Annotated in this window: 12 protein-coding genes; 7 read left to right on the forward strand and 5 right to left on the reverse strand. The window is 62.5% G+C overall.

The annotated features are described in order from the left end of the window. Nucleotides 1-41 precede the first annotated feature (41 nt). A complete protein-coding gene (polA, locus tag AWB80_RS22360; RefSeq protein WP_061176835.1) occupies nt 42-2,780 on the reverse strand; it encodes a DNA polymerase I in 2,739 nt (912 codons plus the stop codon). Between the two features lies 1 nt (nt 2,781). On the opposite strand from polA, the gene AWB80_RS22365 reads away from it, so the two are divergent. Continuing rightward, nucleotides 2,782-3,531: an LOG family protein gene (locus tag AWB80_RS22365; protein WP_061176836.1), complete on the forward strand. Its 750-nt coding sequence runs from the start codon at nt 2,782-2,784 to the stop codon at nt 3,529-3,531. A gap of 55 nt (nt 3,532-3,586) precedes the next feature. On the opposite strand, the gene AWB80_RS22370 is transcribed toward AWB80_RS22365, so the two are convergent. After that, nucleotides 3,587-5,113: an AMP nucleosidase gene (locus AWB80_RS22370; protein ID WP_061176898.1), complete on the reverse strand. Its 1,527-nt coding sequence runs from the start codon at nt 5,111-5,113 to the stop codon at nt 3,587-3,589. Between the two features lie 231 nt (nt 5,114-5,344). Here AWB80_RS22370 and AWB80_RS22375 point away from each other — a divergent pair, with 231 nt between their 5' ends. From AWB80_RS22375 to AWB80_RS22395, 5 genes are all read left to right on the forward strand, one after another. Continuing rightward, nucleotides 5,345-5,755, forward strand: a complete 411-nt coding sequence (locus tag AWB80_RS22375; RefSeq protein WP_061176837.1) for a hypothetical protein — start codon at nt 5,345-5,347, stop codon at nt 5,753-5,755. A 127-nt stretch (nt 5,756-5,882) separates the two neighbouring features. Then, complete coding sequence (locus AWB80_RS22380; protein ID WP_061176838.1) at nt 5,883-6,869, forward strand: homoserine kinase; 987 nt, start codon at nt 5,883-5,885, stop codon at nt 6,867-6,869. Then, complete coding sequence (locus AWB80_RS22385) at nt 6,860-7,681, forward strand: BPSS1780 family membrane protein (protein ID WP_061176839.1); 822 nt, start codon at nt 6,860-6,862, stop codon at nt 7,679-7,681. The genes AWB80_RS22380 and AWB80_RS22385 overlap by 10 nt, the downstream gene beginning before the upstream one ends. 104 nt (nt 7,682-7,785) lie before the next feature. Beyond that, the gene (locus tag AWB80_RS22390) at nt 7,786-8,247 is read left to right on the forward strand and encodes a MarR family winged helix-turn-helix transcriptional regulator (protein WP_061176840.1); all 462 of its coding nucleotides are present in this window, start codon (nt 7,786-7,788) and stop codon (nt 8,245-8,247) included. A 131-nt stretch (nt 8,248-8,378) separates the two neighbouring features. Next, the gene (locus AWB80_RS22395; RefSeq protein WP_061176841.1) at nt 8,379-8,798 is read left to right on the forward strand and encodes an organic hydroperoxide resistance protein; all 420 of its coding nucleotides are present in this window, start codon (nt 8,379-8,381) and stop codon (nt 8,796-8,798) included. A gap of 62 nt (nt 8,799-8,860) precedes the next feature. On the opposite strand, the gene AWB80_RS22400 is transcribed toward AWB80_RS22395, so the two are convergent. Together AWB80_RS22400 and AWB80_RS22405 are read right to left on the reverse strand one after the other, a co-directional pair. Continuing rightward, the gene (locus AWB80_RS22400) at nt 8,861-9,034 is read right to left on the reverse strand and encodes a DUF3563 family protein (RefSeq protein WP_087131518.1); all 174 of its coding nucleotides are present in this window, start codon (nt 9,032-9,034) and stop codon (nt 8,861-8,863) included. 137 nt (nt 9,035-9,171) lie between these two features. Continuing rightward, nucleotides 9,172-10,350, reverse strand: a complete 1,179-nt coding sequence (locus AWB80_RS22405; protein ID WP_061176842.1) for an extracellular catalytic domain type 1 short-chain-length polyhydroxyalkanoate depolymerase — start codon at nt 10,348-10,350, stop codon at nt 9,172-9,174. Between the two features lie 334 nt (nt 10,351-10,684). Between AWB80_RS22405 and AWB80_RS22410 the strand changes: the two genes are divergently transcribed. Continuing rightward, nucleotides 10,685-11,371 carry a phosphatase PAP2 family protein gene (locus AWB80_RS22410; protein WP_061176843.1) on the forward strand — a complete coding sequence of 229 codons (687 nt, stop codon included), beginning with the start codon at nt 10,685-10,687 and terminating at the stop codon, nt 11,369-11,371. A 30-nt stretch (nt 11,372-11,401) separates the two neighbouring features. Here AWB80_RS22410 and AWB80_RS22415 read toward each other — a convergent pair whose 3' ends face one another. After that, nucleotides 11,402-12,226, reverse strand: coding sequence for a TOBE domain-containing protein (locus AWB80_RS22415; RefSeq protein ID WP_061176844.1), 825 nt, complete (start codon nt 12,224-12,226; stop codon nt 11,402-11,404). Between the last annotated feature and the right edge of the window lie 20 nt (nt 12,227-12,246).

Consider the following 12,246-nt stretch of genomic DNA (forward strand, 5'->3'; position numbering starts at 1 on the left):
GCATACGCGACATCTGCCGCGCATGCCTTGCGCAAACTATTTCAGTGCGCTTCTTCCCAATTGTTGCCGACACCCACTTCCGCGACGAGCGGCACCTTCAGCTTCGCGACGCCGCACATCAATTCAGGTAAGCGCTTCCTGACTTCGGGCAGCGCTTCCTCCGGCACTTCGAGCACGAGTTCATCGTGAACCTGCATGATCATCTTCGCGCCGATGCCCGAGCTTTCGAGCCAGTCCTGCACGGCGATCATCGACAGCTTGATGAGGTCCGCCGCAGTGCCCTGCATCGGCGCATTGATCGCGGCGCGCTCGGCCGCCTGACGACGCGGTCCGCTGCCGCCGTTGATCTCGGGCAGCCACAGGCGTCGGCCGAACACGGTTTCGACGAAGCCGTTGGCCTTCGCGCTCATGCGCGTGTTCTCCATATACGCCGCGACGCCCGGATAACGCGCGAAATAGCGGTCGATATACAGTTTCGCTGCATCGCGCGTGATGCCGAGATTCGACGCGAGCCCGAACGAGCTCATGCCGTAGATCAAGCCGAAGTTGATCACCTTCGCGATGCGCCGCTGATCGTTGTCGACTTCGAGCGGCGTGACGCTGAACACTTCCGATGCCGTCGCGCGATGCACGTCCTCGCCTTCCTTGAACGCGCGCATCAGCGATGCGTCGCCGGAGATATGCGCCATGATGCGCAACTCGATCTGCGAGTAATCGGCCGAGACGATCTTGCTGCCCGGCGGCGCGATGAACGCCTCGCGAATGCGCCGCCCTTCGCCCGTACGCACCGGAATGTTCTGCAGGTTCGGTTCGTTCGACGACAAACGTCCCGTCACCGCGACGGCCTGCGCATAGTTCGTATGCACACGCCCCGTCGACGCATTCACCATGCGCGGCAGCTTGTCCGTATAAGTGGACTTGAGCTTCGACAGACCGCGATGCTCGAGCAGCACCTTCGGCAGCGGATAGTCTTCGGCGAGCTTCTGCAGCACTTCTTCGTCGGTGGAAGGCGCGCCGCTCGGCGTCTTCTTCACGACCGGCAATTGCAGTTTCTCGAAGAAAATCTGGCCGATCTGCTTCGGCGAGCCGAGATTGAATTCGCCGCCCGCGAGTTCATACGCCTGCGCCTGCAGTTCGATGAGACGCTTCGCGATCTCGTTGCTTTGCGTATCGAGCCTCTGGCGATCGATCAGTACTCCGTTACGCTCCATCTTGCGCAGCACGCGCGAGGTCGGCAGCTCGATGTCGCGATAGACGTGCAGCAGGCCTTCCTCTTGCGTCACTTGCGGATACAGCGCGTGATGCAGACGCAGCGTGATATCGGCATCTTCCGCTGCGTAGGCCGATGCCTTGTCGAGCGGCACTTCATCGAAGCCGATCTGCGACGCGCCCTTGCCCGCGACGTCTTCGTACTTGATCGTCTTCACGCCGAGATGACGCAACGCGAGGTTGTCCATGTCGTGCGGACGATGCGATTCGAGCACGTACGACTGCAGAAGCGTGTCGTGTTCGACGCCGCGCATCTCGATGCCGTAATTGGCCAGCACCTGCTCGTCGTACTTCAGATGCTGACCGACCTTTTTCTTCGATGCATCTTCGAGCCAGGGCTTGAGCTTCGCGAGCACTTCATCGCGCGGCAATTGCTCGGGTGCATCCGGGCCACGATGCGCGACCGGAATGTAGGCCGCGTGTCCCGGCTCGGTCGAAATCGACACGCCGACGATCTGCGCGGTCATCGGGTCGAGCGAGGTGGTCTCGCTGTCAAACGACGTGATCTCCGCTTCATTAATGCGCGCAAGCCACGCGTCGAACTGTTCCCACGTCTGCACCGTCTCGTAGTGATGCACGATTTCGGTGACTTCGGCGGGCGGCGTGTCGGTCGGGCCTTCCACGGCGTCGGCGATTTCGACTTCGCGCAGCCAGGTCTTGAAACCATGACGCATGAACACATCGCGCAGTTCGTCGCGCGATTCGGGACGCGTCGCGAGCGTGCCGTCGATCGACTCGATCTGCGAAGCGAGGTCGCATTCCGTGTGCACGGTGACGAGTTTTCTCGCCATCGGCAGGAACTCCAGAGCCTTGCGCAGATTGTCTCCTACCGCACCCTTGATCTCGCCGGCATGTTCTACGATGCCATCAAGGGTGTCGTATTGCGTGAGCCACTTGAGCGCCGTTTTGGGGCCGCATTTCTCGACGCCCGGCACGTTGTCGACGGTATCGCCGATGAGCGACAGATAGTCGACGATACGCTCCGGCGGCACGCCGAACTTGGTGAGCACGCCCGCGCGATCGAGCGTTTCGTTGGTCATCGTATTGATGAGGGTGACATGATCCGTCACGAGCTGAGCCAGATCCTTGTCGCCCGTCGACACGATCACCTTCATGCCGCGCTTCTCGGCCTCGACGGCGAGCGTGCCGATGACGTCGTCGGCCTCGACGCCCTCGATCATCACGAGCGGCCAGCCGAGCGCGCGCACGGCGACGTGGATGGGTTCGATCTGTCTGGAGAGGTCTTCCGGCATCGAGGGACGATTGGCTTTGTACTCGGCGTACCAGTCGTCGCGGAAAGTCTTGCCTTTGGCATCAAATACGCACGCGCTATACTCTGCATTGATTTCGCGCCGCAAGCGCCGCAGCATGTTGATCATTCCGTACAGAGCGCCGGTGGGGCCGCCGTCGGGGCCACGCAGGTCCGGCATCGCATGGTAGGCCCGGTACAAGTAACTAGAACCGTCGACCAATAGCAGGGTCTTACCTTCAAGACTTAGTTCTTCAGGCATTATGAACAAGAGAAAAGTGATTCCGAGTCTGCGATCGCTCGCAGATCAAGAGCGCGCGACGGCCAAGAAGGCTCGCGCATCGTGGCAGATGTTCACGATTATGGCAGAGTTTATCGAGGCGACCGAGTACCTCTCGGAGATCCGACCTGCCATCAGCATCTATGGTTCGGCGCGGCTTAAACCCGAGTCGCCGTACTATCAGCGCACGATCGAAATCGCGCAGAAATTCTCCGACGCGGGCTTCGCCGTCATTTCCGGCGGCGGGCCGGGCATCATGGAAGCCGCGAACAAGGGCGCGCACGCGGGCAAGTCGCCTTCGGTGGGCCTCAACATCGAGCTGCCGCACGAGCAGTCGGGCAACCAGTGGCAGGACATCTCGCTGCGCTTCCGTCACTTCTTCACGCGCAAGGTCACTTTCGTGAAGAACTCGGACGCGGTCGTGGTGATGCCGGGCGGCTTCGGCACGCTGGACGAACTCGCCGAAGTATTGACGCTCATTCAGACCAAGAAGTCGCGTCACGTGCCGATCGTGCTGGTCGGCTCGGAGTTCTGGGCTGGCTTGCTCGACTGGTTCAAGACCACGCTCCTGACCAATGGCGTGATCAGCCCGAAGGATCTGGATCTGATGCAGGTGATCGACGATCCCGATCAGGTGCTCGATGCCGTGCTGCGGTTCTATGAAGACCGCGAGGATTCGGTCGAGCAGCCGGCGGAAGGCAAGTCGGATGAGGATCGGATGTTCTATCTGTGAGGCAGTGGAAGCGAGCGGATCTCGAACCCGCTCGCTTCGTTTCAGGATCGATTGATCACTGAAACGCCACCTCCGCAAAGCTCCGCAACTTCCGCGAATGCAGCTTCGACAAGCCATTCATCCTCAGCAACTCCATCGCCTTCACGCCGATCTGCAAGTGCTGATCCACCTGCGCGCGATAGAACTGATCGGCCATGCCGGGCAGCTTGAGTTCGCCATGCAGCGGCTTGTCCGACACGCATAGCAGCGTCCCGTACGGCACGCGAAAGCGGAACCCATTAGCCGCGATCGTCGCGCTTTCCATATCCAGCGCCACCGCGCGGCTCTGCGACAGCCGACGCACCGGCTCGCGATGATCGCGAAGTTCCCAGTTGCGGTTATCGACGCTCGCGACCGTGCCCGTACGCATCACGCGCTTCAGTTCGACGCCTTCCAGTTGCGTCACCTGCGCAACCGCGCGCTCCAGCGCGACCTGCACTTCCGCGAGCGCGGGGACCGGCACCCACAGCGGCAGATCGTCATCGAGTACGTGATCTTCACGTACATAACCGTGGGCGAGCACGTAATCGCCCAGACGCTGCGTATTGCGCAGACCCGCGCAGTGTCCGAGCATGATCCACGCATGCGGCCGCAACACCGCGATGTGATCCGTGATCGTCTTCGCGTTCGACGGCCCCACGCCGATGTTCACCATCGTGATGCCGCTGCCGTCCGCGCGCTTCAGGTGATACGCGGGCATCTGCGGCAGGCGCGCGATCGGCGCGCCTTCCTCCGGCTGCTCGCCGAGATTCGCGTTGTACGTGACGACATCGCCCGGTTCGACGAACGACGAATACTCGCTGCGATACGCGCGCGTTTCCTCGTCATCGGCGCGCGACATCATCGTGCGGCCGAGCTTCACGAATTCATCGATATAGAACTGGTAGTTCGTGTACAGGACGTAGTTCTGAAAATGCGTCGGCGACGTGGCCGTGTAGTGCCTCAACCGATGCAGCGAGAAATCGACGCGCGCCGCCGTGAACAGCGCGAGCGGATGCGGCTCGCCCGGACCCGGCTCGTACGTGCCGTTGACAATGCGGTCGTCGAGCAACGCAAGGTCGGGCGTATCGAAGATATTGCGCATCGCGAGCAGGCGGTCGCGATCGAGATCGCCTTCGAGATGGATGCCCTCGGCAAACGCGAAGTGAATCGGAATGGGCTGCGCGGACACGCCTACTTCGAGACCCACGTGATGGTTCTTCGTAAGCAGTCGCAATTGCTCGCGATAATAATCGCCGAAGAGATCGGGACGCGTCAGCGTCGTTTCATAGATGCCCGGGCCCGCCACGAAGCCATACGAACGCCGTGAGTCGATCTGCGTGTTGAGCTCGGAGCGCACGCGCACGAACGGATAACACGCGCGCACGCGATGCGTGAACTGCTCGTTGCGGCGATAACGCGCGAAGGCATCGCGCAGAAATGCGGTATTCGCTTCATAGATCGCCGAAAGACGCGTGACGGCGGCAGCCGGGTCCTCGAAGGATTCGGTCGGGAAGTCGTTGGCGGGTGTGCCCTGTGTGCTTTGAGTCCGGTCGTTTGTCATGATCTTGTGTCTTTCTTCGATGCCCTCGTGATGAATCGACATTAACACGGAAGAATGTGCGAACCATGAAGTCCCTCTTCGCGTGAGTGCGTGCGATCACACCGTGCAACACCTTTTTGGCGGGTCCGGTCAAAATTCGCGAAAGCAGCGCAAAATAAGGCGTTCGACCCGAGTGAGCCACTGCGTCAGCAACCGTTTTGTTAGAATCCGGCCATCGCCTGGAGAACCATCATGAAGCCGCACCTTTGCGCCGCCGCCGCGGCAGTCCTCGCCGCAGCAAGCCTCGGCGCATTTGCGCAACCGGCGCAGCCAGCCGCCAACGCAGCACCGCAACCCGCGGCGCAGAAAATGTCGCCGGAAGAAGCCGCGGGCCTTCCGGACCTGAAAGCCATCAACCGTCCGCCCGCCAATGTCAGCTCGAAAGTCGAGATTTCGCCGCCGCGCGTGCCGAGCTATCACGAACTAAGCACCAATGGCACCGAAATCACCGAATTCCGCGACAAAGGCAAGCCCGTCGAAATCGACGTGCGTTCGAATCTCGGCACGCGCTACCAGATGAGTTCGCCCGCCGATACATCGCCGCAAGTGCGCGACAACGGCAAGGCAAGCACGCGCTTGCCCTCGGTCAACCTGCGTTACTGATCGCCGATCCCGTAAGATTGCTTCGGACCCGCTCCTTCCGAGCGGGTCGCGGCACTGTGGCTTCCTGCCCGGCGCCATCGTTCACAGGCCCGCTCCTGGCCGTCCAACCTGACCGACGTTTTCCTGCATGGCTGTCTTCACTCCCGTCACCAACGCCGAACTCGGCGACTGGCTGCAAGACTACGATCTCGGCGATGTCGTCGAATTTCGTGGCATCCAGTCGGGCATCGAGAACAGCAACTTCTTTCTCACGACGACGCACGGCGAGTTCGTGCTGACGATCTTCGAGAATCTCACGGCGACGCAACTGCCGTTCTATCTCGATCTGATGCGTCATCTGGCGTCGCATCGCGTACCGGTGCCCGATCCGATGCCGCGCCGCGACGGCTCGCTGTTCGGCCTGCTGCACGGCAAGCCCGCGAGCATCGTGACGAAGCTCGAAGGCGCGCCCGAGCTTGCGCCCACGCCCGCGCACTGCATCGAGGTCGGGCAGATGCTCGCGCGCATGCATCTCGCGGGTCGCGACTTTTCGCGGCATCAGCCGAATCTGCGCAGCCTTTCGTGGTGGCAGGAGAAGGCGCCGTCGATCGTCGGATTTCTGAGCCCGGAGCAACGCGCGTTGTTCGAGAGCGAACTCGCGCATCAGACGGCGTTCTTCGGCTCGGCGGATTACGCGTCGCTGCCGGACGGCCCGTGCCATTGCGATCTGTTTCGCGACAACGTGCTGTTCGCGCCCGGCCGCGAGCACGCGCGTCTGGGCGGCTTCTTCGATTTCTACTTCGCGGGCGTCGACAAATGGCTCTTCGACGTCGCCGTGACGGTGAACGACTGGTGCATCGATCTCGCGACGGGCGCGCTCGATCCGGCGCGCGTCGATGCGATGCTGCGCGCCTATCAGACGGTGCGTCCGTTCACGCCCGCCGAGGAGCGTCACTGGAACGACATGCTGCGCGCCGGCGCGATGCGTTTCTGGGTCTCGCGCCTGTTCGACTTTTATCGCCCGCGCGAAGCTCAGATGCTGAAGGCGCACGATCCCGGCCATTTCGAACGCATTCTGCGCGAACGCGTCAAAGCCGTTCCCCCCTCAACCGATAACCCTGCGACATGCGACTGATCGAAGTTCCCGCCAAGACCGGCTACGTGTGGTTCCGTCAGGGCATCTGGCTGTTCCGCCGCAACCCGTTTGCGTTTCTCACGGTGTTCTTCGCCTATCTGTTCGTGATGACGCTGATCTCGCGCGTGCCGCTCATCGGCCCGATCCTGCCGCTCCTGTTCATTCCGGGCATCGCGGTTGGCTTCATGGCGGCGTGCCGCAACACGATCTCGGGCAAGCCCGTCTGGCCGACGATTCTCGTCGATGGCTTCCGCTCGTACGGCGGCATCGTCGCGCGCAGGCTGCTCGCGCTGGGCGCGTTGTACATCATTGCGATGGCCGCGATTTTCGCGGCATCCGCGCTCGTCGACGGCGGCACGCTACTTAGTCTCATGATGGGCGACGCCCCGACCGGCGATCCGGAAACGGTCGCCGCGAGCTTCAGCCCGCTCGCGGTGCTCGTCGCGATGGCGTGCTATCTCCCGGTCGCGATGCTGTTCTGGTTCGCGCCGATTCTCGTCGCGTGGCACGACGTGCCGCCCGCGAAGGCGCTGTTCTTCAGCCTCGTTTCATGCTGGCGCAACCGTGGCGCGTTCGTTTACTACGGCGTGCTGTGGATCGTCATCGCGCTCGCGGTGTCGTTCGGCCTCACCGCGCTGATGCAGGCGCTCGGCGCGGGTCAGGAAATGGCGCTTGCGGTGCTGATGCCGGCGTCGATCATTGTGACGACTGCGCTGTATTGCTCGTTCTACGCGACGTATCGCGGCTGCTTCGGCGTGCAGTCGCCCGACTCGCCGGACATTCCCGACGCGCCTGGCACACCGAACGCCTGACCGAAACGCCGCGCGCTGCGAAGCCACGCGGCGATCCTTCGTGCGCGAAGCATTGCACGTACACTAGCGCCATCGGCCGCCCCGGCCTTTTTGCCGCGCCTTCCATGACTTCGCCCGACGCCTCGCCCGACTTCCCGCTCGAACTCGATCAGCAGTTGTGCTTCGCGCTCTACTCGACATCGCTCGCGATGACGAAGGCATACAAGCCGCTCCTGGAGAAACTCGGGCTGACGTATCCGCAATATCTGACGATGCTCGTGCTCTGGGAAGCCGACGATCTGACCGTGAAGGACATCGCCGCGCGCCTCGCGCTGGATTCCGCGACGATGACGCCGCTGCTCAAGCGCCTCGAAGCGCAAGGCTATGTCGAGCGCGTGCGTGGAGTCGAGGACGAGCGGCAGGTTCATATCCGGCTGACTGACGTCGGTCGCGATCTCAAACGCGCCGCCCGGGCGATTCCGCCGGAAATCTACTGCGCATCGGGCTCCGATGCCGACGCCATGCTGCGCTTGCGCGACGACCTCGTGCGCCTGCGCGCCTCGCTCAACGAATATCTCGACGCGTGACTGTCGCCCGATAGCGAATTCTCAACGAATCGATTGATAATTTTTAATTTGCACGCTAATTGTTATCGCGATATATTTCTTCCGTGGTTCACGCAATACCCAACAGACACCGAAACCGACGGAGAGAAACGATGAGCATTCTGTACAAGGCAACCGCAACGAGCACGGGTGGACGTGATGGCCGCGCAGTGTCTTCGGACGAGCAGTTGAACGTGAAATTGAGCGCGCCGAAGGAACTCGGCGGATCAGGCGCGCCGGGCACGAACCCCGAGCAACTGTTCGCGGCGGGCTATTCGGCCTGCTTTTTGTCGGCGATGAAGTTCGTTGGCGGCCAGCAAAAACGCGCAGTTCCGGCCGATACGACGGTCACGGCCGACGTGGGAGTAGGTCCGAACGATACGGGTGGCTTCAAACTCGACATCGAGCTGCGCGTTTCGTTGCCGGGTCTCGACGCCGCGGAAGCGCAGGCATTGGTGGATGCCGCGCACAAGGTCTGTCCGTACTCGAACGCCACGCGCAATAACGTCGATGTGCGCGTGAAAGTCATCTGAGATAGCGGAAATGAAAAATGCCGGCTTTCGGGCCGGCATTTTCAAACTGCTGAATCGAAATCTTAGTTCGACATCCACGACGGGTGACGCGCCGTCACGCGCTGGTCCAGCTTCTTCATACGATATTCGAGATCGTAGATATCCGTTGCTTCGGCGAGGTAAGCGTCGTCGCGCTCGCGGTCGCGTTGGTCGGCGGATTTGGTCAGGAACAGGAAAATGCGGCTGAGCAGGAACATGGTGGGCCTCGCTTGAATACTGGGGTAACTACCTATGAAACCGATTATAGGGTAATCCCTGACTCAACACCAGCCGTGTTTGCTAGAACGCTGATACTAAAGACCAAATTGCAACACTCGAAACGGTCCGCCCGCCCTCAGGCGACGTAGACATCGCGCGCGGCCACGCTCGGCCGCCGCTGGTGCTTGAAAAACTCCCACATCAGCGCCGAGGAGTCCGGACCCTTGGACGAGTGGAATGCCACGGTATCGTCGCCGCCGGCCCATGAATGGCCGAGGCCGCGCACGATCGCGGTCTTCACCACGCGTCTGCCGTTCTTGACGTAATCCGTCACGACGCCGTCCGGCTGCGTTTCCTCCCGCGTTTCGCCCGCGCGGCGATTGCCCGCGGCATCGACAAAGCCGTTCAGCCGAAGAAACTGTTTCGCCAGTTGTTCGGCGTTCGCGGACGTGACGACCGAGTCCAGTTCACCATGCACGATGATCGCCGGCATGCCCGGATACTCGCGCACATCGACGGCCGCGTCGATCAGCGTGATGGGATCGCTTCGGCTGCCACGGCGCATCACGTCCATCGCGCCGATGGCCGAGCGCGCCTCGCCGAAGACCACGCCCGAATGCAGGCCAACGGCCGCAAACACATACGGATAACGCACGGCGAGAAACGCTGCGAGCCCCGCACCCGCCGACATGCCGGCGACATACACGCGCTCCGGATCCAGATCATGCTGCTGGACGATCGCGCCCACCAGCGACACGACCGACGCCGCCTCGCCACCGCCGCCCGCGCCCGAATCGTCGTACCAGCGCCAACAGCGATGCGCGTGATCGTGCTTCGACTGCTCGGGATAGAGCACCGCGAAACCGTACCGGTCCGCAAGCAGGTTGATGCGCGTGCCTTGCGCGAATTCGTCGGCGTTCTGCTTGCAGCCATGCAACATCACGACGAGCGGCATCGGTTCCGGGCCGTCTTTCGGCGGAATGTAAAGCGCATACGACATGTGATTCACGAAGCGGCCGGTTGTAGGCGGTGCGGAGTGATACGAGCGCGCCCATTTCCCGCGCGCCCACGCCGATGCGCGTGGCCGCACGCGCGACTCGCGCATGGCCGGCCGCGCACTGGCGCGAGGCGCGCCAGTCGCCTTGGCGGTCGCGGTCGCCTTCGTGGCCGCGCCCGACTTCAGCTTCGATTTGACGGTCTTCGCGCGCGCGGGTTTGGCCGCCGGGCGGGGCTTCGGTGCGCGAAACGATTCCACTTGGCCGGCGACCAGGCGTCTCAAGCCGCGGAACCAGAGCTTGGTAAGGCTTTTCGACATTCGGCTGGGTCCTCCACAAACATGCAAGTCGACAGGCGCGACGAAAGATCGCGCCGGGTTGTGCATTGCACAATAACACCAAACATGGCTGACCGTCGCGCGCCCGCCACTCACATATCGGGATGAGTTAACGTAAATTCAATACATTAGGCAAAATTAAACGCAAGTTACGCGATGTAACGGTCTGCTTGCTTTAAGGAATGTCGCATAATTCAGTATCTTCCCAAGCGTTATACTTCTGTCGATCTGCGGCGGCGCACACTGACCGTTCAGCTTGAGCATCATTTGCGCCAAGGCTGCCGCACTGCAGCAAACCTCGTTCCCAAGAATACTAATGACCGTAGACTTGCCCATCTCCGCCTGGATCTCCATCACCGCGCTCGGTAGCGTCGGCGTCATGGGCCCTGCGGCGCTCATCGTCGCCGCATGGCTCGCACTCGGCTATCGCTGGAAATACGCACTTGCATGGCTCGCACTGCTCGGCGCGGCGAGCGGTCTGGTCGCGTTGAGCAAGATCGCTTTCATCGGCTGGGGCATCGGCGTTCGTCATCTCGATTTCACCGGCATCAGCGGACACGCGCTGATGTCAACGGCCGTTCTGCCAGTCGCGATCTTCGTCGCGCTGTTGCCCGCGCGCAGCGCATTCCGCGCGGCCGGTGTCGCGATCGGCCTGCTGGTGGGCGTATGGGTCGGGGTATCGCGCGTCGTGCTCGATGCGCATTCGGTGTCGGAAGTGGTGGCGGGTTGTGCGCTCGGCGCGGTGGTCGCGCTGGCGTTCGTGTGGATCGCGTGGCGGGCCGAATCCGGCAAGCTTGCGGCGACGCCCGTCGCCGCGAGCCTCGCGGCAGTCCTCGTCGCCCTGCATGGCGTGCCGGTGCCGACTCAGCGCTGGATCACCGAAATCGCGCTCGGGCTGTCGGGCCACGAGCGCCCTTACGTGCGGGCGAGCTGGAAGGCGAAAACCTATCGCGTCCCTGAGCGCCGCACCGAAGTTCAATCCGAAGAGCGCGCGGCCGCCTGACGCGGCCGGCGCGCTCGTATGGCGTGACGCTCAGTCGTTCACGCCGATGATCACGCTCGATGCCTTGATCACCGCTACGGCCTTCTGACCTTGCGCGAGCCCCAGCGTGTCGGCGCTCTGATTCGTGATGATCGCGGCGACAGTGGTGCCGCCGTCGAGCGAAAGCGTCACCTCGGCATTCACCGCGCCCTTCGTCACGCTGGCAACCGTGCCGCGCAACTGATTGCGCGCCGACAACTTCGCGTTCGTGTCTTCCATCAGCATGACCCACGACGCCTTGATGAGCGCGAACGCGTCGCTGCCTTCCTTCAGCCCGAGCGACTGGGTGCTTTCGTGCGTGACGACCGCGACGATCGTCTGGCCGCCCGGCAAACCGAGTTCGATTTCATCGTTCACCGCACCGCGCGTGACCTTCGTCACCTTGCCGGCCAGTTGATTGCGTGCGCTTGTTTTCATTCCTAGTCTCCCGATCAGTTGCCAGTCATGGGCAAAGCCTTCGATGGCCGCGCCCGCTCTTTCCAGAAATCTTCGATGCTCCTGCTCGACCGCGCGATATGTGTCGATGAGACGCAGCGCCGCCGGCGTGAGCGTCGTACCGCCACCGCCCCGGCCGCCGGCCGCGGTCGTCACGAGCGGTTCGCCGGCAAGGTTATTCATTGTATCGACTGCATCCCACGCGGCCTTGTAGCTCATGCCGACGGCTTTCGCCGCACCGGTGATCGAGCCCGCATCGCGAATCGCGGCCAGAAGCCCGATGCGCGCCGCGCCGCCGAGCGTCTCCGTGCCGCTGCTCAGCCACACGGAGCCGCCGAGTTTCAGCGGATCGCGCACCGCTGGTGATGCTGTTTTGGTCATCTGTTGCCTCTGCGGACGTG

The organism is Caballeronia pedi, assembly GCF_001544915.2.
GTDB classification, from domain to species: Bacteria; Pseudomonadota; Gammaproteobacteria; order Burkholderiales; family Burkholderiaceae; genus Caballeronia; species Caballeronia pedi.